20 protein-coding genes are annotated in these 21,615 nt (G+C 71.6%); 3 read left to right on the forward strand and 17 right to left on the reverse strand.

What is annotated here, in order from left to right:
* Nucleotides 1-9 precede the first annotated feature (9 nt).
* From ACIQAK_RS29350 to ACIQAK_RS29420, 15 genes are all read right to left on the reverse strand, one after another.
* On the reverse strand, nt 10-1,407 hold the full coding sequence (locus ACIQAK_RS29350) for an aspartate aminotransferase family protein (RefSeq protein WP_366391978.1): 1,398 nt from the start codon (nt 1,405-1,407) through the stop codon (nt 10-12).
* Nucleotides 1,404-2,423 (reverse strand): adenosyl-hopene transferase HpnH, encoded by a 1,020-nt coding sequence (gene hpnH, locus ACIQAK_RS29355; RefSeq protein WP_366391977.1) that lies wholly within the window; start codon nt 2,421-2,423, stop codon nt 1,404-1,406. Before hpnH ends, ACIQAK_RS29350 begins: the two co-directional genes overlap by 4 nt.
* A 5-nt stretch (nt 2,424-2,428) precedes the next feature.
* Nucleotides 2,429-3,076, reverse strand: a complete 648-nt coding sequence (locus tag ACIQAK_RS29360) for a 1-hydroxy-2-methyl-2-butenyl 4-diphosphate reductase (RefSeq protein ID WP_366391976.1) — start codon at nt 3,074-3,076, stop codon at nt 2,429-2,431.
* Nucleotides 3,076-5,076, reverse strand: coding sequence for a squalene--hopene cyclase (shc, locus tag ACIQAK_RS29365; RefSeq protein WP_366391975.1), 2,001 nt, complete (start codon nt 5,074-5,076; stop codon nt 3,076-3,078). The genes ACIQAK_RS29360 and shc overlap by 1 nt, the downstream gene beginning before the upstream one ends.
* Before the next feature lie 108 nt (nt 5,077-5,184).
* On the reverse strand, nt 5,185-6,288 hold the full coding sequence (locus ACIQAK_RS29370) for a polyprenyl synthetase family protein (RefSeq protein ID WP_366391974.1): 1,104 nt from the start codon (nt 6,286-6,288) through the stop codon (nt 5,185-5,187).
* A complete protein-coding gene (hpnE, locus tag ACIQAK_RS29375; protein WP_366391973.1) occupies nt 6,285-7,670 on the reverse strand; it encodes a hydroxysqualene dehydroxylase HpnE in 1,386 nt (461 codons plus the stop codon). The genes ACIQAK_RS29370 and hpnE overlap by 4 nt, the downstream gene beginning before the upstream one ends.
* A 118-nt stretch (nt 7,671-7,788) precedes the next feature.
* Nucleotides 7,789-8,709 (reverse strand): presqualene diphosphate synthase HpnD, encoded by a 921-nt coding sequence (gene hpnD, locus ACIQAK_RS29380; RefSeq protein ID WP_366391972.1) that lies wholly within the window; start codon nt 8,707-8,709, stop codon nt 7,789-7,791.
* 29 nt (nt 8,710-8,738) lie between these two features.
* Nucleotides 8,739-9,650 (reverse strand): squalene synthase HpnC, encoded by a 912-nt coding sequence (gene hpnC, locus ACIQAK_RS29385; RefSeq protein WP_366391971.1) that lies wholly within the window; start codon nt 9,648-9,650, stop codon nt 8,739-8,741.
* Nucleotides 9,651-9,962: 312 nt separating this feature from the next.
* Entirely contained in the window at nt 9,963-10,748 is a 786-nt protein-coding gene (locus tag ACIQAK_RS29390) for an ABC transporter ATP-binding protein (RefSeq protein ID WP_366391970.1), read from the reverse strand.
* A complete protein-coding gene (locus ACIQAK_RS29395; RefSeq protein ID WP_366391969.1) occupies nt 10,741-11,670 on the reverse strand; it encodes an ABC transporter permease in 930 nt (309 codons plus the stop codon). Before ACIQAK_RS29395 ends, ACIQAK_RS29390 begins: the two co-directional genes overlap by 8 nt.
* 101 nt (nt 11,671-11,771) lie before the next feature.
* The gene (locus tag ACIQAK_RS29400; RefSeq protein WP_366391968.1) at nt 11,772-12,644 is read right to left on the reverse strand and encodes a glycosyltransferase; all 873 of its coding nucleotides are present in this window, start codon (nt 12,642-12,644) and stop codon (nt 11,772-11,774) included.
* A gap of 8 nt (nt 12,645-12,652) precedes the next feature.
* The gene (locus ACIQAK_RS29405; RefSeq protein ID WP_366391967.1) at nt 12,653-13,432 is read right to left on the reverse strand and encodes a CDP-alcohol phosphatidyltransferase family protein; all 780 of its coding nucleotides are present in this window, start codon (nt 13,430-13,432) and stop codon (nt 12,653-12,655) included.
* Nucleotides 13,410-14,471 carry an iron-containing alcohol dehydrogenase family protein gene (locus ACIQAK_RS29410; RefSeq protein WP_366391966.1) on the reverse strand — a complete coding sequence of 354 codons (1,062 nt, stop codon included), beginning with the start codon at nt 14,469-14,471 and terminating at the stop codon, nt 13,410-13,412. Before ACIQAK_RS29410 ends, ACIQAK_RS29405 begins: the two co-directional genes overlap by 23 nt.
* Nucleotides 14,459-15,196 (reverse strand): phosphocholine cytidylyltransferase family protein, encoded by a 738-nt coding sequence (locus tag ACIQAK_RS29415; protein ID WP_366391965.1) that lies wholly within the window; start codon nt 15,194-15,196, stop codon nt 14,459-14,461. Before ACIQAK_RS29415 ends, ACIQAK_RS29410 begins: the two co-directional genes overlap by 13 nt.
* Nucleotides 15,193-16,953: a DUF5941 domain-containing protein gene (locus ACIQAK_RS29420; protein WP_366391964.1), complete on the reverse strand. Its 1,761-nt coding sequence runs from the start codon at nt 16,951-16,953 to the stop codon at nt 15,193-15,195. Before ACIQAK_RS29420 ends, ACIQAK_RS29415 begins: the two co-directional genes overlap by 4 nt.
* Nucleotides 16,954-17,271: 318 nt before the next feature.
* On the opposite strand from ACIQAK_RS29420, the gene galE reads away from it, so the two are divergent.
* The 3 genes from galE (at nt 17,272) to idi (ending at nt 20,334) form a co-directional block, all read left to right on the forward strand.
* Entirely contained in the window at nt 17,272-18,297 is a 1,026-nt protein-coding gene (gene galE / locus ACIQAK_RS29425) for a UDP-glucose 4-epimerase GalE (RefSeq protein WP_366391963.1), read from the forward strand.
* Between the two features lie 157 nt (nt 18,298-18,454).
* A complete protein-coding gene (locus ACIQAK_RS29430) occupies nt 18,455-19,396 on the forward strand; it encodes a cation diffusion facilitator family transporter (protein WP_366391962.1) in 942 nt (313 codons plus the stop codon).
* A 344-nt stretch (nt 19,397-19,740) separates the two neighbouring features.
* Entirely contained in the window at nt 19,741-20,334 is a 594-nt protein-coding gene (idi, locus tag ACIQAK_RS29435) for an isopentenyl-diphosphate Delta-isomerase (RefSeq protein ID WP_366391961.1), read from the forward strand.
* Between the two features lie 27 nt (nt 20,335-20,361).
* Here the strand turns inward: idi and ACIQAK_RS29440 are convergent, their stop codons facing one another.
* Complete coding sequence (locus ACIQAK_RS29440) at nt 20,362-20,817, reverse strand: ATP-binding protein (protein ID WP_366391960.1); 456 nt, start codon at nt 20,815-20,817, stop codon at nt 20,362-20,364.
* A 146-nt stretch (nt 20,818-20,963) separates the two neighbouring features.
* Nucleotides 20,964-21,614 (reverse strand): DUF308 domain-containing protein, encoded by a 651-nt coding sequence (locus ACIQAK_RS29445; RefSeq protein ID WP_366391959.1) that lies wholly within the window; start codon nt 21,612-21,614, stop codon nt 20,964-20,966.
* Between the last annotated feature and the right edge of the window lies 1 nt (nt 21,615).

Raw genomic sequence — 21,615 nt, forward strand, 5'->3', positions numbered from 1 at the left:
AATCAGCGGTCAGCGGTTGGCCACGGCCTGCTTGACCAGCGTCCGGCCGAAGTCCCACATCAGGCCGCCGCCGCTGTGCGCGTCGTCCATGACCTCCGTGAACGCCGATACGAAGCGGTCCACCTCCGCCTCCCCGATGATCAGTGGCGGGATCAGCTTGATCACTTCCAGGTGGTCGCCGGAGACCTGGGTGAGGATGCGGTGCTTCCGCAGCAGCGGCACCACGACCATCTGGGCGAAGAGTCCCTTGCGGGCCGCCTGGAGCATGGTCCAGCGGCCGCGGAGCTTCAGCGAGGCGGGCCGGCCGAACTCGATGCCGATCATCAGCCCGCGCCCGCGCACCTCGTGCAGCAGCTCGTAGCGGTCCACCAGTGCCGTCAGGCGCTCCCGCAGCAGATCTCCGGTGCGCCGGGCGTTCGCCACCGTCTCCTCGTCCTCCATCACCGTGAGCACCGCGAGCCCCGCCGCCATGGCCTGGGCGTTGGAGCCGAAGCTCGCGGAGTGGACGAGGACCCGGTCCATCGAGGAGTAGACCCTGCGGAAGATCCAGTCCTTGCCGAGCGTCGCGCCGACCGGAACATAGCCGCCGGAGAGCGCCTTGGCGACGCAGACGAGGTCGGGCTCGACTCCCTCCTCGTGCTGGTAGGCGTAGAAGTCCCCGGTCCTGCCCAGTCCGGTCTGCACCTCGTCGGCGATCAGCAGCGCCTGGTGCCGGTGCAGCAGTTCCTGTGCCTCGCGCAGGAAGCCCGGCGGCGCGGCGTGCACCCCCTTGCCCTGGATCGGCTCGACGACCAGGGCGGCGACATCCCCGCGCCTCAGCTCCCGGCGCAGCGCGTCCAGGTCGCCGAGCGCGATCGGGGTGTCGGGCAGCAGCGGGGCGAAGCCGTCCCGGAAGCCGCTCTCGCCGTTGACCGAGAGCGAGCCGGTGGTCAGCCCGTGGAAGGCGTGGGCGCAGTACAGGACGCGGGGCTTCCCGGTGGCGTACCGGGCGAACTTGAGCGCCGTCTCGACCGCCTCCGTACCGCTGTTCCCGAAGAAGACGCGGTCCAGGTGCGGGCTGTGGCCGAGCAGCTTCTCGGCGAGCAGCCCGGGCAGCGGCTGGCAGTCGAAACGGGTGAGGTCGGCGAGCTGGGCGTCGAGCACGTCGTGCAGGGCCTTGCGGACGACCGGGTGGTGCCGGCCGATACCCATCACGCCGAACCCGGCGAGCATGTCGAGGTAGTCGTTGCCCTCCGCGTCCCAGAAGTAGGCGCCCTCGGCCCGCTCGTAGACCTTGTCGAAGCCGATGGTGTGCAGCATGCGCGGCAGTTGGTGGTTGAGGTGGCGCGCGTGCAGCTCGTACCGCTCGGCCCCGCGCTCCGCGAGGAGCCGTTTCAGGTCGAAGCCCTTCGGCCCGCCGTCCGTCACCGGTTGCCGCCGACGCTCTCCCGCGCCGCGCGCAGCGACTCCTTGAGCGACCCCATGGTGGCGAGGACCGCTGTGGGTTCGTAGCCGCAGTGCGCCATGCAGTTGGCGCAGCGCGGGTCCTTGCCCCGGCCGTACTTGCTCCAGTCGGTCTCCTCGATGAGCTGACGGTACGTCGGTACGTAGCCGTCGCTCATCAGGTAGCAGGGGCGCTGCCAGCCGAAGAGCGAGTAGTTGGGAATCGCCCACGCGGTGCAGGGGAAGTCCGCCTTGCCCTCCAGGAAGTCCAGGAAGAGCGGTGAGTGGTTGAGCCGCCAGCGGGCCCGGTTGCCGCCCGCGAAGGCCTTCTTGAAGAGTTCGCGGGTCTGGTCGACGCCGAGGAAGTGCTCCTGGTCGGGCGCCTTCTCGTACGCGTAGGCGGGCGAGATCATCATCTCGTCGACCTTGAGGTCGTCGTTGAGGTAGTTGAGGACCTCGATGATGGTCTGCGGGGTGTCGGTGTTGAAGAACGTGGAGTTGGTGGTGACGCGGAAGCCCCTCCGCTTGGCCTCCTTCATCGCCGCGACGGCCTCGTCGAAGACGCCTTCCTTGGCGACCGACTCGTCGTGCCGCTGACGCAGTCCGTCGATGTGCACGGCGAAGGCGAAATAGGGCGACGGGGTGAACTTGTCGAGCTTCTTGCGCATGAGCATCGCGTTGGTGCAGAGGAAGACGTATTTCTTCTTCGCTACGAGCTGGCGCACGATCTCGTCGATCTGCGGATGCATCAGCGGCTCGCCACCGGCGATGGAGACCATGGGGGCACCGGATTCGAGCACCGCGCCCACGGCCTGCGCGACCGGCATGCGCTGCTTCAGGACACCGGCCGGGTGCTGGATCTTCCCGCACCCCTCGCAGGCGAGGTTGCAAGCGAACAACGGCTCCAGCTCGACGATCAGCGGGAACTTCTCACGCTTGCGGAGCTTCTGTTCGAAGAGATACGTCGCGACCTTGATGGACTGGCGGAGCGGCATGGCCATCTGGCTCACCTCCTGGGGAGCAGTGAAGAGCGGTGCCATTCATGGAAAGCGGGCAGGACGGCACGGAGAACACGGAAGGCTGATATTCCACCGCGTACCGTGCCGATCCGGACGAGCTCATGCTCTGGAGCGTCCACGACCACCCGGACGGCCGCAACCGGGCGCGGTCCATGGCACAGGGCGGTGCGCAGCGTCGCGGCGGACTCCATGTCCACCGCGATGGCCCCGGTGGACCGCAGCGCGGCCCGCTCGGGGCCGCGTACGACGTGGTCGGAGCCGGTCAGCGGACCGGTGTGGACCCGGCGGCCGGGGGCGGCCCTGGACAGGGCGGCGACCAGCAGCCCGGTGCCGGTGCACGGGGTGGCGCCGTCCGCGTCCCGGGTCTCCTCGGCGACGACCAGGTCCCCGGGGTGCATCCCGGGGGCGAGACCGGCGCAGAAGCCCGAGGCGATGACGGCGGCGTCCGGTAGGCCGCCGGGGGCGAGGAGCCGGGCCACAGCCGCCTCCGCCGCCCGGGGACCCATGCCGGTCCGCAGGACCCGCACCGGTCCCCCGGGGCGCTTCCCGCTGCGCAGGGCCAGTTGCTCGATGCCCAGTGCGCAGGCGACGAGCAGCGGTGCCTGGGGGGCCGTGGACCCCGGTGCGCCGGCCATCAGGCGCCCTTGGCCGCGCCTGTACGGTCGGCGAACGGGTCGCCGTACACGTAGCGCCCGAGTGCCGTGAGGGGGAAGACCTGGCGGTACAGGTGGTAGTTGATGGAGAAGTCCCAGGGGAAGCCGGTGCCGGTGAAATAGGGCTCGTCCCAGGAGCCGTCGGCCTGCTGCGCCTCGGTCAGCCAGGTGACCCCGCGGGCGACGGCCCGGCTGTCGCGGCGGCCCGCCGAGAGCAGGGCGAGCAGGGCCCAGGCGGTCTGGGACGCGGTGGACTCACCGTGCCCGATCCACTTCTCCTCCGTGTACGAGCGCAGGTCCTCGCCCCAGCCGCCGTCGTCGTTCTGCACGGATTCCAGCCAGGTCACCGCACGGCGGATCGCGGGGTGTGCGGTGGGCAGTCCGGCGGCGACCAGGGCGGGCACCACCGACCCGGTGCCGTAGACGTAGTTGACGCCCCAGCGGCCGAACCAGGCGCCGCACGGCTCCTGTTCGGCGAGCAGCCACTCGATGCCCCGCTGCGTACGGGGGTGGCGGCCGAGCCCCTCGACGGCGAGCATCTCCACGACATGGCCGGTGACGTCGGCCGACGGCGGGTCGACGACCTCGCCGAAGTCGCAGAAGGGCAGCCGGTTGGGGAAGGAGCTGGTGTTGTCGGCGTCGAACGCGCCCCAGGCCCCGTTGCGGGACTGCATCCCGAGGTTCCAGCGCACCCCGCGCTCGATGGCCGCTTCCACCCGGGCGGGCTCGGGGTGGTGCACCCGGCGCAGCGCCAGGACGACTTCGGCGGTGTCGTCGATGTCCGGGTAGTTATCGTTGTGGAACTCGAACGCCCATCCACCGGGGGCGAGTTCGGGTCTGCGTACGGACCAGTCTCCGGGCCGGGTGATCTCCTCTGCCAGCATCCAGTCGGCGGCCTTCACCAGTGCCGGGTGGTCGGGTCTGAGTCCGCCGTCGACCAGGGCGATGGTCGCCAGGCAGGTGTCCCAGACGGGCGACTGGCAGGCCTCGACCATCCGGGCGCCGTCCTCGCGGTGGACGGCGAACCGGTCAAGCGAGGCCAGTCCGGCGCGCATCACCGGGTGGTCGAGGTCGTAACCGAGCAGGTGCAGGGCGATGACGGAGTAGACGGCCGGGGGCTGGATGCCGCCCCAGCAGCCGTCGTTCTCCTGGCGCTCGACGATCCACCGGGCCGCCACGTTCATCGCGATCCGGCGCAGCGGGCGCGGGGCGACCTTGTGGTAGAGGTGCAGCCCCTTGTCCAGGCGCTGGAACAGGCCGTCCCAACTGGCCGCCGGGGCAAGCTTCCTGGGCGGATTCGGCTCGGCGGGATCGGTGTGCAGCTCGTCCAGGGTGAAGGGCGCGGGCCGCACGGGGCGCTTCGCGGAGACGATGGTCAGGGGAACGATGGTCTGGCGCGCCCAGCAGCCGAAGTCGTAGATGTTGAGCGGGACCCACGTGGGGAAGAACATGATCTCGGGCGGGAGTTCGGGGAGGTCGTCCCACTTCCACCAGCCGAACAGGGCCAGCCAGATCCGGGTGAAGACGCGGGCGGCCGCGATGCCGCCCTGCTCCCTGATCCAGGCGGAGGCGCGGGCCATGTGCGGCTCGTCGGGTCCGTCCCCGGCCAGCCGCAGGGCCACATACGCCTCGATGGTGGCGGAGAGGTCGCTCGGTCCGCCGTAGAAGGTGTTCCAGGTGCCGTCACCGAGCTGTTCGCCCCGGATGAAGAGGGCGGCGGCCCGGGTGGTCCGAGGGTCCTGGATCCCGAGGAACTGACGCAGGAGCAGGTCCTCGGCGTCCATCGTGACGTTGGTGGCCAGGTCGCCCTTCCACCAGCCCTGCTCGTCCTGTCTGCCCAGGAGGTGCGCCACGGAGCGTTCCGCGGCCCGCCGCGCGGCGGCGAGCACGTCGTCCGCGGCGGTGGTCGTGTCGGCCGGATGTGCCACCGGGACCGCGGTGAGGTTCGCGGCTCCGGTGGATCCGTCGGTCGTCGCTGTCATGAGCTTCCCCTTACGTGCAGTGGTTTCTCTGCTGTGCTGGGGTCTCCGTCGGCCGACGCCCCCGTTCAGGGCGCCGGCCGGCGACTGCGAGTCATATACGGGTGCTGATCACCGCTTCCGCACCACCACGAAGTCGGCGAGCGCGGTGAGCTGCGCCCGCACCTGGTGCGGCATGTCGACACCGTGCAGCGCCTCGATGGCGACCGCGTGCTGGCGGCGGGCCTCCTGGGCGGTCCACTCACGGCCGCCCGCTTCCTCGATGAGCGCCGCGCGGGCGGCGAACTCCTCCTCGGAGAAGCTGTCGAAGTCATTGCTCTTGGCGTCGGCGGCCAGCAGTTCGCCGAGCCGCTCGGAGGCCGGGCCGCCCGCGGCGAGCGCGGCGACGACCGGGAGGGACTTCTTGCGCTGGCGCAGGTCGCTCCAGGTCTGCTTGCCGGTGGCCTCGGGGTCGCCCCAGATGCCGAGCAGGTCGTCGACGGCCTGGAAGGCGAGGCCCAGGTGGTAGCCGTACGCCTCCAGGGTGTCGGCGGTGCGGTCGTCGGCGCCGCCGAGCACCGCACCGATGGAGACCGCGCAGGCCAGCAGGGCGCCGGTCTTGTTGCCCTCCATCTCCAGGCACTCCTCGACGGTGACCCGCTCGCGGTGCTCGTAGGAGATGTCCTGGGCCTGTCCGTCGATGAGCTTGCGGGTGGCCGAGGTCAGCCGGCGGGCCGCGCGGCCCGCCTCGACCGTGCCGAGCTCCAGCAGGACGTCGTACGCGAGGGCGAAGAGCGCGTCGCCGACCAGGATCGCCTGGGCGGGGCCGTGCACCTTCCACACGGTGTCGCGGTGGCGGCGCTGCTCGTCGCCGTCCATCAGGTCGTCGTGCAGCAGCGAGAAGTTGTGCACGAGTTCGACGGCCACGGCGCCGGGGACGCCCGCTTCGGCGGGGGCGCCCGCCGCTTCGGCCGACAGCAGGGCGAGCGCGGGGCGCACGGCCTTGCCGCCGTCACCGTCCGAGGGCCGCCCCTCGGCGTCGATCCAGCCGAAGTGGTAGGCCGCGACGGTGTCCATGGGCGGCGCCAGCCGGTCCACGGCAGCGCGCAGCACCGGCGCTGACAGGGCTCGTCCGCGCTCCAGAAGCGTGGTGACGTCCGTGGTCTGCGCCACGGTGTCAAAAGCCGGATTCGCCGGGGTCACTGACTCTCCTCTTGTTCCGGTGGTACTGCTCATGCCGCCTCCCGCAGCGGATGTCCGTGCGGGCGGCCGAGGTCGTGGAGGGCCGCGTCGGCGGCCTGGAAGCCGCTGCGCACGGCACCCTCCATCGTCGCGGGCCAGCCCGTGGCGGTCCAGGCGCCCGACAGGTGCAGTCCGGGCACCCGCGTACGGGGGCCGGGGCGCAGCCGGCCGACGCCCGGGGCGGGCGCGAAGGTGGCGGTGCGCTCCCGGGTCACGAAGAAGTCCCGGATGCCCGCGCCGCGGGCGGCGGGCAGGAGCCGCTCCAGCTCGGGCAGGTAGCGGGTCCGCAGCTCGGCGACGGGCAGGTCGATCTCGTCCTGCGCGGCGGACTGGGAGACCGCGAGGTACTGCCCGGGGCCCGTCAGCCCCGAGGAGTGCGTACGGTCGAAGACCCACTGGACCGGGGAGCCGATCGCGGCGAAGAAGGGGCGGCGCAGCACCTTGCGGTCGTAGACGACGTGCACGTTGAGGATGGGCGCGTGGTCGATGGCCAGGAGCAGGCCCGGCTCGTCCAGGGCACCGGCGGGCAGCAGGTCGTGCGTCTCGGTCTGCGGTACGGCGAGGACGACGGTGTCGGCGGTGATCCGCTCCCCCGCGCTCTCGACGCTCCAGCGGCCGTCCTCGGTGCGGGTCAGGGACCCCACCTTGGCGCGCAGCTCGGTGCGGACGCCCGCGGTGTCCAGGGCCTTGCGGGCGAGGGTGTCGTGCAGCTCGCCGAGGGGGACGGTGGCCCAGCCGATGTCGGCGGCGCCGGGCTCGGAGAGCAGGCCGGTCTTGAAGACCTTGGCGGCGAGCGCCATGGAGGCGTGGGGGGCGGTGGCGTTCAGGGTGGCGACACCGACGAGGTCCCACAGCGCCTCGATGGTGCGCTCCGACTGGCCGTGCTGCCGCAGCCAGGTGGCGAAGTCGACGCGGTCGAGCGCCGGGTCGGCGGGGTCGAGGCGGCCGAGTGCGAGGGCGGCGCGGCCCACGCCCGCCTTCTCGGCGAGGGAGAGGTGCGGGTAGGCCGCGAGGCCGCCGGCGAGGTGCAGCGGTACGGGCAGCTCGGTGCGCCGCAGCCGTCCCAGGCGCGGTCCGGCCTCCCGTCCGACGTCCAGGACGGGGACGTCCAGGCGGTCCTGGAGGGGGGCGAGGTGGGTGCCGTCGACACGGTCGAGGAACCAGCGGTAGCCGGTGCAGCAGCGCAGGTAGACGTGCTGGCCGTTGTCGACGGTGAGGTCGCCGCGCTGGAAGGAGAAGGCGAGGCCGCCGAGGCGGGGCCGCCCTTCGAGCAGGGTCACGTCGAGGCCGGAATCGGCGAGGCGGAGGGCCGCCGTGATGCCGGCGAGTCCTCCTCCGACGACGACCGCGACGGGGCGCGGGGTCTCGTCGCTCATGCCTGCCCCTCTCGCCGGGTCGTCACCGATCGCCGGGCTGTCCCGGATGCGATCGTCGCAGGCGTGGACGCGCGGGGCCACCGGAGGGTCGACCGGGCACCGGGGCTGCCGGAGCGCATCAGGCCCGCCCCCTGGAGGTCAGCCGCGAGACATGGCGGGCGTCGAGGCCGGAGAGGCCGCGCACCGCGACGTACGCCTTCTCGTGGCCGGGCAGCGAGACCCGGCCGCGCAGTACGGCCTCCGGGTCGCGCTCGATCCGGTCCAGGAGGCGGCGGTAGATCCCGGCCATGGCGGCGACACAGGCGCCGCTGCGGCGGTCCAGCATCGGCAGGAGGCGGTAGCCCTCGGCGAACAGGGCGCGGGCCCGGCGCACCTCGAAGTGGATGAGGCCGGTGAAGTCGGAGCCGGGCGGCGGGGTGGACCGGTGGAATCCGGCGGAGCAGCCGAATTTGGCCAGGTCGTCGGCGGGGAGGTAGGTGCGGCCGTTGCCGGCGTCCTCGCGGACGTCGCGCAGGATGTTGGTGAGCTGGAGAGCGAGGCCGAGGGTGTCGGCGTACTCCGGGGCGCGCTCGGCGCCGGGTGCGCCCGGTTCCGTACCGAAGACGCCGAGGCTGAGGCGTCCGATGGCGCCGGCGACGCACCGGCAGTAGGTCTTCAGGTCGTCCCAGGTCTCGTACGTGGCGCCGCGGACGTCCATCAGGACGCCGTCGATCAGTTCGTCGAGGCCCTCCAGCGGCAGCGGGAACCGGCGGGCGGCGTCGGCGAGTGCGACGGCCACCGGGTCGGTGTCGTCCTCCTCGACCTTGCCGTGCCTGATCCGGTCGAGCAGCTCGCGGGTGCTCTCCAGCCGGCTCCGCTTGGTCCCCGGGTCCAGCTCGCCGTCGCCGATGTCGTCGACCCGGCGGGAGAAGGCGTACAGGGCCGACATGGCCTGCCGCTTCTCGTTCGGCAGCAGCCTGATGCCGTAGGCGAAGTTCCGGGCCTGGTGTCCGGTGACGGCCTCGCAGTAACTGTATGCGGCCTGTACCGGCGGTGACATGGGCGTGGTCTGTCCCTCCACGTTCCGGCTCACCCCTCTCTACGCGCTCTTCGCAGGACGACTGCGACTTCGCGCAGCATGCTGGGCTTGGTGGGCTTGGGCGGCCCCGGCAGTACGTCGAACCCGGCGGCCGAGATCGCTGTGAGGGCGGAGCGCCCGCCGCCGACGAAGCCGGCGAGGAGGAGCCTGAGTCTGCCGTCGACACTGCCCACCAGGGGGATGCCGTCGTTCAGCAGTTCGCTCGCGCGCTCGCACTCGTAGGCGATCAGGGCGCGGACCGAGGCGCCCGCGGACGGCCGGGCCAGGTCGGCTTCGGCGACCCGGAAGCGGTCCATGTCCTCGGCGGGCAGGTAGATCCGGTCGCGTCCGAGGTCCTCGGCGACGTCCTGGAGGTGCTCGACGATCTGGAGCGCGGTGCAGACCGCGTCGGAGCGGCGTACGCGTTCCGGGCTGGTGGTGCCGGTGAGGGCGAGGACCAGGCGGCCGACCGGGTTGGCGGAGAGCTCGCAGTAGGCGGCGAGCTCCGCGTAGGTGGCGTAGCGGCGGACCTTCTGGTCCTGCCGGTTGGCCTCGATCAGGCCGAGGAAGGGTTCGGGGGTGAGCGCGCGGCGCCGCACGGTGGGGCGCAGGGCGCGCAGCAGGGGGTGGCGCGGCTCCTGGCCGGTGGTGGCGAAGACCCGGTGCAGGTCGCTCTCGAACGCGTCGAGCATGGCGAGGCGGTCGTCGCTCTGTTCCGGCTCCAGGCCCAGGTGGCGGGCGTCGGCTCCGCCGGGGGCGAGGTCGCCGTCGCCGATGTCGTCGACGAGCCGGGCGTAGCCGTAGACGGCCATCAGGTCGTCGCGCCAGGCGCGGGGCAGGAAGAAGGGGGCCACGGGGAAGTTCTCGTCCGCGACCTTGCCGAGCGTGGCGTCACCGGTACGCGCCTGTGGCGTGGGGGTCACTGCCGACCGCCCGGCGCGGGGACGGCGAAACCACGTCGGAGCTGGAGATCTTCCGTCATTGCCGTCACATCTCCCGTTCTACACTGCTGACCCAAAACATCCCTTTTCGGACACGCCGCTCGTTCTTCCGAGTGCACTGCGGCACAGCGGGCGGAGCGCCGGGGCGTATCGCCCTACTTGCCATGAATCAGCACCGCTACAGCTTACGTTGTACAGCTCACACGGGTGCGGCGGGGTGGAGCGCCCCCGGCCCGGACACCGCGGCGGCCCCCGCCGGCAGCGGTCCGGCGGGGGCCACAGGGGGTCTCAGGGCTACTTGCCGGTCTCTCGTTCGTACGCCTTGAGGACTTCCTCGGTGGGGCCGTCCATCAGGAGCTCGCCCTTCTCCAGCCAGAGCGCCCGGTCGCAGGTGTCCCGGATCGACTTGTTGTTGTGGCTGACCAGGAAGACGGTGCCGGCCTCCTTGCGGAGTTCGCGGATCCGCTCCTCGGAGCGGATGCGGAACTTGCGGTCACCGGTGGCCAGCGCCTCGTCGATCATGAGAACGTCGTGGTTCTTCGCGGCGGCGATGGAGAAGCGCAGGCGCGCCGCCATGCCGGAGGAGTACGTCCGCATCGGCAGGGTGATGAAGTCGCCCTTCTCGTTGATGCCGGAGAAGTCGACGATCTCACGGTAGCGCTCGCGGATCTCGTCCCGGGTCATGCCCATGGCCAGACCGCCCAGCACCACGTTGCGCTCGCCGGTGAGGTCACTCATCAGCGCCGCGTTGACGCCGAGCAGCGAGGGCTGGCCGTCGGTGTAGACGTGGCCGGACTCGGTCGGCAGCAGGCCGGCGATGGCCCGCAGCAGCGTCGACTTGCCGGAGCCGTTGGTGCCGATGAGGCCGATGGCCTCACCGCGGTAGGCGGTGAAGGAGACGCCGCGCACGGCGTGCACCTTCCTGACCCCGCGCGGCTCGCCCTTGCCCCGGCGCACCATCCGGCTCAGCGCCGCGGTGGCGCTGCCCCGGCCGCCGGCGCTGCCGTTGACCCGGTAGACGATGTGGACATCGTCCGCGATGACCGTGGGAATCCGTCCCTGCGTGTTGTCCTCAGCCACGGCCGTACCGTTCCTCTGCCTTCCAGAAGTACACGAATCCCACCACGCCCAGCAGCACGGCCCAGCCGAGGCCCACCGCCCAGACGTGGTCCGGCAGGTTCTCGGAGCCGTACCCGTCGATCAGGGCGAAGCGGACCAGGTCCATGTAGACCGCCGCCGGGTTGTACTGCAGCACGTCGGCGATCCAGGACGGCTTGTCCTTGAGCATCACCGGGATGGAGAACATGACGCCCGAGGCGTACATCCAGGTCCGCATGACGAACGGCATCAGCTGGGCGAGGTCGGGGGTCTTGGCACCGAGCCGCGCCATGATCAGGGCGAGGCCGGTGTTGAAGAAGAACTGGAGGATCAGGGCGGGGATCACCAGGAACCACGACAGCGAGGGGTAGCTGCCGAAGATCACGGCGACCGCGACCAGCACGATCATCGAGAAGAGCAGCTGCTGGAGCTGCTGGAGCGAGAAGGAGATGGGGAGCGAGGCCCGGGGGAAGTGCAGGGCCCGGACCAGTCCGAGGTTTCCGGAGATCGACCGGACGCCCGCCATCACCGAACTCTGGGTGAAGGTGAAGACGAAGACGCCGGTGACCAGGAACGGCACGAAGACGTCGTGGGAGATCCCCTCGCGGGTCCCCAGGATCAGTCCGAAGATCAGGTAATAGACAGCGGCATTCAGGAGGGGGGTGACCACCTGCCACAGCTGGCCCAGTTTGGCCTGGCTGTACTGCGCGGTCAGCTTCGCCCGGGAGAAGGCCAGGATGAAGTGGCGCCGGCCCCACAGCTGTCTCATGTAGGCGAACAGCCCCGGCCGGGCGCCGCTCACGGTCAGGCCGTACTTGGCGGCCAGCTGGGCCGCGCCGAGGCCCTCGTCGGCGGACGGCGGGGTCCCGAGGGCTACCCCGCCGTCGTGGGTCGTGTCACTCACAAGTTGAAACTCTCGTCTTCACGCGCAGCCAGTCGCGGGCGCGGCTCAGGCGGACAGGTCCCGGAAAGAAAATACGCCTCATGCTCTCAGAGGAAAGCCTCTCAGATGACCGGAGGTCGGCCCAGCCTCGTCAGCCGCCACACCGTACGCCACCTCATCGGGCGCCGAGGCCCGCAGGGCGTCGACCAGCCTTCCCGGAAACCACCGAACCACGCCTTCAGCGCGGGCGGCGACGGGCGCCTGACCAGGGTCAGCAGCAGCCAGACCCCCACGTAGAGGGGGACCAGCGGGGCGGGCAGGTTCCGGCGGGCCAGCCAGACCCGGTTGCGGGCCACCATGCGGTGGTAGACCGCGTGCCGGGAGGGAGCGGTGGTGGGGTGGTTCAGCACCATGTCCGCGCGGTAGTCGATCATCCAGCCCGCGTCCAGCGCCCGCCAGGCCAGGTCGGTCTCCTCGTGGGCGTAGAAGAACTCCGCCGGCAGCGTGCCGACCTCGGCGAGGACCTGGGTGCGTACGGCGTTGGCGCCGCCGAGGAAGGTCGTCACGCGCGAGGAGCGCGTCGGGTCGGCCGCCCGGAGCCGGGGTACGTGGCGGCGCTGGGTGGCGCCCGTGACCGGGTCGGCGATCCGGAAGGTGATGATGCCGAGCTTCGGGTCCGTCTCGAACGCCCGGCGGCAGAGCTCGGCGGTGTCCCGGCCCGGGAGCAGCCCGTCGTCGTCCAGGAAGAGCAGGGCGTCCACGTCCGCGCCGGCGGGGCCGAACGCCTCGATGCCGACATTGCGACCGCCGGGGATGCCCAGGTTCTCGGGCAGCTCCACGGTCCGCACCCCGGCCGGGAGGTCCGGGACCGGGGCTCCGTTGCCGACCACCACGACCTCGACGCGGTCACCGTCCTGCGCGGCGACCGAATCGAGGAGGGCGCGGAGCTCGTCGGGGCGGTTGCCCATGGTGATGATCACCGCGCCCAGTTTCATGGCAGGGATCACTTCAGCCTGCTGGAGGCCAGGACGGACACCAGGTGCAGCAGGGTCTGCAGCAGCGCGATGCCGGCCAGGACCGCCGTGGCCAGGCGGGTGTAGAAGAGGTCGCCGCCGATGGTGTCCAGGATCGCCACCAGGAGGATCAGCAGCGAGGCCTCGATCCCCAGGATCAGCCGGTGGAACTTGAGCGCCCCGGCCGCCCGGCGGGCCAGCGCCATGCCCGAGGAGCGCGGCTCGGACGCCGCCTCCTTGACCGGCGGCAGCCCGCCCTGGTGGCGGGCCACGCCGACCAGGTCCGTCTCGGCCTTGATCAGGATCGCGCCGAGCGCCGCGAGGGTCCCGAGGAAGGCCCAGAGCCAGTCGATCCGGCCCTCGCCCCAGATGTCGGCGGCCCGCAGGCCGAGGCCGACGAGCACCGCCGCGTCGCACAGGTAGGCGGCGACCCGGTCCAGGTAGACCCCGCTGAGCGAGTACTGCTTCTTCCAGCGGGCCAGCTCGCCGTCCACGCAGTCGAAGAGCAGGTAGAGCTGGACCATCAGCACGCCGAGCAGGGCGCCCCAGACGCCCGGCACCAGCAGGGCCGGGGCGGCCAGGGCTCCGGCCAGCGTCATCACGTACGTCACCTGGTCGGGGGTGACCCGGGTGTTCACCAGGTAGCGGTCCACGCGCAGGGAGACCTCGCGCATGTACATGCGGCCGGCCCAGTGCTCGCCGCTGCGCCGGTCCTTCACCCCCGGGGGGTGCACGACCGGACGGAGTTCAGCTACTGATGGTCGTCGCATAGTCGGCGTACGCGTCCCTGATCTGGTCGGTGGACAGGTTGAGGTGTTCCAGGATGGTGAAGCGTCCCGGGCGGGTCTGCGGCGCGTAGTCGACGGCCTTGACGAACTCGTCGACGCTGAAGCCGATCTCCTGGGGCAGGACCGGCAGACCGTGGCGGCGCAGTACCGATGCCATCAGGAGAGACTCCTGGCGGGCACCGCGCAGATGCATGGCGAAGCAGGCGCCGAGGCCGACCTGCTCGCCGTGGCTGGCCGCCCGCTGGGGGTACAGCAGGTCGAAGGCGTGGTTGATCTCGTGGCAGGCGCCGGACGCCGGACGCGAGTCACCCGCGACCGACATCGAGATGCCGGTGAGCACGAGCCCCTCGGCCAGGACCTTGAGGAAGGCGTCGTCGCCGACGCCGCCGGGGTGGCGCAGCACGGCCTCGCCGGCCTGCCGGGCCATCGCCGCCGCGAGACCGTCGATCTCCTCGCCGTTGACCTCGTGGGCCAGCTCCCAGTCGGCGACGCAGGAGATGTTCGAGACCGCGTCGCCGATGCCGGAGCGGACGTAGCGGGTGGGCGCCTCGCGGATCACGTCGAGGTCGATGACCACGGCGATCGGGGTGGGGACCCCGTAGGAGCCGCGCCCGTTGTCGTTGTCCAGGGTGGCGACCGGCGAGCACAGGCCGTCGTGCGAGAGGTTCGTCGCGACGGCGACCATGGGCAGCCCGACCCGCGCGGCGGCGTACTTCGCCACGTCGATGATCTTGCCGCCGCCGAGGCCCACCACGGCGTCGTACCGGTTGCCCTTGATGCCGTCGGCGAGCTTCACCGCGGAGTCGATCGTGCCGTCGGCGACGGCGTACCAGTCGGCACCCGGCAGGTCCGGGGCGAGCCTCTCCCGCAGGGCGCGCCCGGAGCCGTCGCTGATCGCGATGGCGAGCCTGCCCGAGGAGGAGATCCGCTGATCGGCCAGGAGACCCGCCAGATCGTCCATGGCGCCGCGCCGGATGTCGACGACGACCGGGGACGGAATGAGCCGGGTCAGTACTGGCACGCGATCTCCCGGCCCTTGGCGAGGTCGTCGTGGTTGTCGATCTCGACCCAGGTCACGGTGCCGATGGGGGCGACGTCGACGGTGAAGCCGCGGTTGACCAGCTCCTGGTAGCCGTCCTCGTAGTAGAGGTCGGGGTCGCGCTCGAAGGTGGCCTTCAGCGCGTCCGCGAGCTCCTCGGCGGCCTCGGGCTCGATGAGGGTGACGCCGATGTACTCACCGGTCGCGGTGGCCGGGTCCATCAGCTTGGTGATGCGCCGGACGCCCTTGCCCTCCTCGGTGATGACCTTCATCTCCTCGTCGGCGAGGCTCTTCTCGGTGTCCAGGGCGAGGATGATCTTCCGGCCCTCGCCGCGGGCGTCCAGCAGGGTCCTCTCGACGGAGACCGGGTGCACGGTGTCGCCGTTGGCGAGGATCACACCGCGCTTGATGACGTCCCGGGCGCACCACAGGGAGTAGGCGTTGTTCCACTCCTCGGCCTTGTCGTTGTCGATGAGCGTGAGGGTGACGCCGTACGTCGCCTCCAGCTCGGCCTTCCGGGCGTGGACGGCTTCCTTGCGGTAGCCGACGACGATCGCGACCTCGGTGAGTCCGACCTCCGCGAAGTTGGCCAGCGTGAGGTCGAGGACCGTCCTGTCGCCGTCGACAGGGACGAGCGCCTTGGGGAGCGTGTCCGTGTAGGGGCGCAGACGTCGTCCTGCACCGGCTGCCAGTACGAGGCCGATCATGCGAGTTCTCCTTCGTCGTGTACGGCGGGGGCGGAGGAGGACACCCAGAAGCGGATGGACTCCACGAGCACCACCAGAGCCACGGCCACCGCGAGGGCGGTGAGAGCCGTGGTGAAGCCTGAGGCGTGGGTGAGTACGGCGGCGAGGACGGCCACCAGCGCGGTACGGCCCTCGTGGCCACCGATCGTCCGCACCAGCCACCGGGGCGGCGCGCCGGTACCGCCGCGGATGCGGTACACCGTGTCGTAGTGGTGGTAGGCGACGGCCGAAACGAGCCCGAAGGCCGCCGGAACGGCGTGGGGGACGTCGCTGCGGGCGGCGAGCACGAGGATCGTGACGTACTCGGCGGCCCGGAAGAACGGCGGCACCAGCCAGTCGAGCGCGCCCTTGAGCGGGCGGGCGACGGCCAGGCCGGAGAGCAGGACGTACCCGGCCGCCGCGGCGACGGTGAGCCAGCTGCCGTACGGGAGGAGGAGGGCAGCGCCGACCATGACCAGCGTCCCGAGCAGGGCGACAGCCGGGGCCGTGAACGCGCCCCGCGGTCCGGGTGCGACGGCGGCGACGGCCTGGGCGAGGGGGCCGGAGTCGGCGAGGTCCGCCAGGGCCTGTGCGGCGCGGTCGGTACGGTCGGCCTTCCGGGTCAGCGAACGCAGGAGGCGGCCCGCGGTGGTGTAGCAGGCGGCCAGGGCGCAGCCGACGAGCAGGGCGTAGAAGACGACGCGGGGGGTGGTGAACGCGGTGAGCACCGCGATCATGGCCCAGCGCTCGCCGATCGGCAGCACGATCATCCGGCGCGCCCAGACGGTCCAGCCGACGCTGTCGAGCTTGTCGGAGAGGGCGGCGGTGGGGCTGGTGTTGGCGACGGCGTCGTGGTTGGCCTCGTTGAACGAGAAGTCCACGACATGGCGGCAGGCCTGGAGGACCATCGCGCCCAGCGCCAGGGCCCATACATCGTCACTGTCGCCGCCGCGTACGGCACCGATGGCGAGGCCGGCGTAGTACGCGTACTCCTTGGCCCGGTCGAAGGTGGCGTCCAGCCAGGCGCCCATCGTGGAGTACTGCAGCGAGTAGCGGGCCAGCTGCCCGTCGGTGCAGTCCAGCACGAAGGAGACCAGGAGCAGGATCCCGGCGGCGATGTAGCCGCCCCGGGTGCCGGTGGCAGCGCTGCCCGCCGCGATGAGCGCGGTGACCAGCGACGCGGTGGTGACCTGGTTGGGGGTGAGGCTGCGGCGGGCGCACCAGCGGGCGATGTAGCGGGAGTAGGGGCTGATGCAGAACGTGGTGAAGAACCCGTCGTGGGCCTTGACCGCGCCGCGCAGCCGTACCGCCTCGTCGTCGACCGAGGTGAGCCCGGCCACAGCGGCGGCCTCCTGCTCGGGGTCGGTGGGCACGGCGGCGACGAGCGAGCCGAGGGCGGGGCGCTGTACGGCGGTGCCCTCGGCCTCCAGCGCGACGGCGATGCGGCCGGGGACGGTGCGGTCCTCGGGCGCGGGGTCGGCGTCCGGTTCGACGACGGGGGCGCCCGCGCCGACGGCGGCCGTGGTGCGGTGCAGCGCGCGCAGCAGGGCCGGGCGGGCCTCGGGCTGGGCGGTGAGCGCTCCGGGGACGGTCGCGGCGGCGAAGCGCGGGTCGGTCAGCGCGAGCCGCAGCGCGTGGACATGGCCCACGAAGCGGGGGTCGACGAGCGCGACCCGGCGGCCCGCGGGGACGGCGGCGAGGAGTGCTGCGGCGTCACCGGCGTCGACGGCGCTGAGCACGTCGAAGCCCAGGGACCTCAGATCGTCCGCGAGCGGCGACCCGGGTACCGGCGTACCGGTGAGGATGGCGGTCGACAGACGAACTCACTCCTTGGCACTGACGGTGGACGACACACGGGAGCACGGCCGTGGGGCGGGCCGGCGGCGTGTCGGCTGAGGCTATCGGATGAACGGAAGGCCGAGTTCACCACCCGTTCGCGCGCTGTTCGGGTGGACCTGATCGAGCCGGTTCCGTCTCCGATCATCATCATCGATCGGGGCCCCGGCCCACAAACCGCGGGTCGGAGCACCGGCAGGGGGGCGCTTAGGGTGGCCGTCATGACATGGCTGATCACAGGCGGGGCGGGATACATCGGGGCACACGTGGCGCGGTCCATGATCGCGGCGGGAGAGCGGGTCGTGGTGCTCGACGACCGCTCGACGGGCCTCGTGGACCGACTGCCGCAAGCCGTCACGCTGGTGGAGGGCTCGACCTCGGACCGGGCCCTGCTGGACCGGGTGCTCGCCGGTCACGCGGTGAGCGGTGTGGTGCATCTCGCGGCGAAGAAGCAGGTCAACGAGTCGGTGGAGAAGCCGCTGCTGTACTACCGGGAGAACGTCGCCGGGCTGGGCGTGCTGCTGGAGGCCGTGGTCGCGGCGGGCGTGCGGCGCTTCCTGTTCTCCTCGTCGGCGGCCGTCTACGGCGTACCGGATGTGGACCTCATCACCGAGGAGACGCCCTGCCTGCCGATCAACCCGTACGGCGAGACCAAGCTCGCCGGGGAGTGGCTGGTGCGCGCGACGGGCGAGGCGCACGGGATCTCCACCGCCTGCCTGCGGTACTTCAACGTGGCGGGCGCGGCGGGGCCCGAGCTGGCGGACACCGGCGTCTTCAACATCGTCCCGATGGTCTTCGACCGGCTGACCCGCGGTGAGGCGCCCCGGATCTTCGGCGACGACTACCCGACGCCCGACGGCACCTGCGTCCGCGACTACATCCACGTCGCCGACCTGGCCGAGGCCCACCTCGCGGTGGCCCGGAAGCTGGCCGAGCGCGCGGCCGGCGATCTGACGCTGAACATCGGCCGGGGGGAGGGCGTATCGGTACGGGAGCTGATCGACGTGATCGCCGAGGTGTCCGGACACGCGGTGGAGCCGGTGGTGGAGCCGCGCCGGGCGGGGGACGCGGCGAAGGCGGTGGCGTCGGACGCCCGGATGGTCCAGGAACTGGGGTGGACGGCGCGCCGGGACGTCCGCTCGATGGTGGAGTCGGCCTGGGAGGGCTGGTGCCTGCGCCACCCGCAGGCACGGGTCGGCGCCGGTGACGTGAGCACGGCCGAGGTCCGCGCCGAGCAGCGTCCGTGATCACGTCGGCGCTCTGACCTGCGGAACGTTTCCGCAGGTCAGAGCAGATGACAACGGTGTTCAGTGCCGTGTTGCCCGATACCCCCCACCCGTAGTTCACTGGCCACGTCGGGCGGTTTCGCCCCGGCGTTGCCGTAGGGACCTGGAGGCGTTTCGCATGGGGGCTGGCCACGATCACGGGCACACGCACGGCGGGCCTCCCCCGGCGGGCACGGCGGCAGCCGCGTACCGGGGCAGGCTCCGGGTCGCCCTGGGGATCACGCTGGGCGTGATGGTCATGGAGATCGTCGGCGGGGTGCTCTCCGACTCGCTGGCCCTGATCGCGGACGCCGCCCACATGGCCACCGACGCCCTGGGGCTCGGGATGGCGCTGCTCGCCATCCACTTCGCCAACCGGCCGGCCGGGCCGAACCGCACGTTCGGCTTCGCCCGCGCCGAGATCCTGGCGGCGCTCGCCAACTGTGTGCTGCTGCTGGGGGTCGGCGGCTTCCTGATCTTCGAGGCGGTCGACCGGTTCATCACCCCGGCCGAGACGAAGGGCGGCCTGGCCATCGCGTTCGCCGCGGTCGGCCTGGTGGCCAACGTCGTCTCGCTCTCGCTGCTGACGCGCGGACAGCAGGAGAGCCTCAACGTGCGGGGCGCCTATCTGGAGGTGCTGGCCGACACCCTGGGCTCGCTCGCCGTGATCATCGCGGCGGGCATCATCATGGGGACCGGCTGGCAGGCCGCCGATCCGATCGCCTCGCTGGTGATCGGCCTGATGATCGTGCCCCGGACGGTGAAGCTGCTGCGGGAGACCCTGAACGTGCTGCTGGAGGCGGCGCCCAAGGGCGTGGACATGGCGGAGGTACGGGCGCACATCACGGCGCTGCCCGGCGTCCTGGACGTCCACGACCTGCATGCCTGGACGATCACCTCGGGGATGCCGGTGCTCTCCGCCCATGTGGTGGTGCGCCAGGAGATGCTCGACTCGATAGGGCACGAGAAGGTGCTGCACGAGCTGCAGGGCTGCCTGGGGGACCACTTCGACGTGGAGCACTGCACCTTCCAGCTGGAGCCGAGCGGTCACGCGGAGCACGAGGCGCATCTTTGCCACTGAGCGGGGCGCGGCGGCGGCGCTGGGGAGATCTCGCTGGACGAGGCCGACCTCGTGGACGCGCTACGGACCGGCGCAGATGCCCGGCCGCCCGGCCCCGGTCACGTCACTGACGGCCCTGGTCCTGGACGATTCCCTTCCGGTTCCCGTGGGCATGATCCGCTGTCCGGCGGCCTTCGGGTTCCGACGGCCGTCCGGCCCGCCGCGCTCGACGACGGGCCCTCGGAGGCGCGGCGGGGCGGGACATGCCCGGGCCCGCAGTGCGGACGAGCGGCTTTCGTGCGGCAGACTTGACCGGACTCGAGGGGTCCGGCGCACGAGGCCGGGGACCAAAGACAAGGATGGGTATGCCGACCACACCAGCCACCGCGACGGACAGCTCGTCGAACGGCACCGCAGAAGCGATCATGCTCGAACTGGTCGACGAGAACGGCACCACCATCGGCACCGCGGAGAAGCTGGCGGCCCACCAGGCCCCCGGGCAGCTGCACCGCGCGTTCTCCGTCTTCCTCTTCGACGAGCGGGGGCGGCTGCTGCTCCAGCGCAGGGCACTCGGCAAGTACCACTCCCCCGGCGTCTGGTCGAACACCTGCTGCGGACACCCCTACCCGGACGAGGCGCCCTTCGCGGCGGCCGCCCGCCGTACGTACGAGGAGCTGGGGATCGCGCCCTCGCTGCTCGCCGAGGCGGGCACGGTCCGCTACAACCACCCGGACCCGGCCTCGGGCCTGGTGGAGCAGGAGTTCAACCACCTGTTCGTGGGGATGGCGCAGGAGGCGCTGAGGCCGGACCCGGAGGAGGTCGGCGAGACGGCCTTCGTGACGGCGGCGGAGCTCGCGGAGCGGCATGCGCGGGCCCCGTTCTCCGCCTGGTTCATGACGGTGCTGGACGCGGCACGGCCGGCGATCCGTGAGCTGACAGGGCAGTCCGCCGGCTGGTGACCCGTCGGCGGATCGCGTACGGGGCGGTCAGAGCTGCGTCTTCAACGGCAGCGCCGCCCAGATGATCTTGCCGCCGCTCGCCGTGTGCTCTACGTCGCAGGTCCCGCCCGCCTCGGCGGTGATCTCCTTGACCAGCAGGAGTCCGCGTCCGCCGGTCTGCGCGTAGTCCGTCTCCAGCGCGGTGGGCCGGTAGGGGTGGCTGTCCTCGACCGACACCCTGACCCAGTCCGCCCCGATGGCCACCTCGACCGCGAGTTCGGGTGAGAGCAGCGCCGCGTGCTTGACGGCGTTGGTGACCAGCTCCGAGACGATCAGCAGCAGACCGTGGAGGATGTCCTCCCCGATCGGCACGTCCTGACGGCCGAGGAGGTCGCGCACGGCGTGCCGGGCCTGCGGCACGGACACATCGACGGCGGGGGCGGTGAAGCGCCACACCCCCTCGTACGACACGGGTTCGGCAGGGGCACTCCCGAGGCTCTCCATCGTCCGGCACCAGCTCTCACTCGCACTGCACTGACCGTCGAGTGAAGAGTGTTGGGAACGGCTTGGTCCGTACCGTGCCACTGATGGGAAATAGCTGCGTATCGGCGCTATTTGACCGAAGGTGCGCGGTAACGCCGGGTGGTGGACTACTTCTGACCGCCTTCCGGGGCCTTGGGCGGACTGTCCGTAGCCGGGCCGGGCGCATCGAGCCGATCCGAGACCATGCTGACGATGCGCCGGCCGCCCACCCCGACGGCGACGAGGCCGAGGCCGTCGAACAGCAGGGCCAGCGAGAAGAAGACCCCCAGAACGTACCGGCTGCTGTGCGGCCAGTCGAACAGCACCAGCAGGCCCAGCAGGAGCACGAAGGCGCCTTGCAGCAGCGTCCACCCCATCTGCGGACCACGGACGACGACACTGCCGGCCAGCCGGAACACCCCGCCCGTCAGGAAGAGCAACGCGGCGAACATGGTCAGCGCCTCGGCGGTGCCCTCCGGGTGGCGGATCACCACCACACCCGCGGCGAGGTTCAGGGCGGCGACCACGACGCCGAGCCAGAAGTAGTTCGTGCCGCGCGACTCGATCGCGTGTGCCAGGCCGACCAGGCCGCCGATCAGCAGCAGCCAGCCGAAGAGCAGCATCGAGGTGAGGGTGGCGACGCCGGTGTGGATCAGGCCGATGATCCCCGCGATCACCAGCAGCGTGCCGAGCAGGACGAGCCGGCCGAAACTGCGGCTGAGCTTTCCGCCCTCGGCGGTGCGGCCGGGCTTCCCGCCCGTGGCGGTGGGTCCGTTCATC

The sequence above is a fragment of the Streptomyces sp. NPDC088706 genome (assembly GCF_044752765.1).
GTDB lineage: Bacteria > Actinomycetota > Actinomycetes > Streptomycetales > Streptomycetaceae > Streptomyces.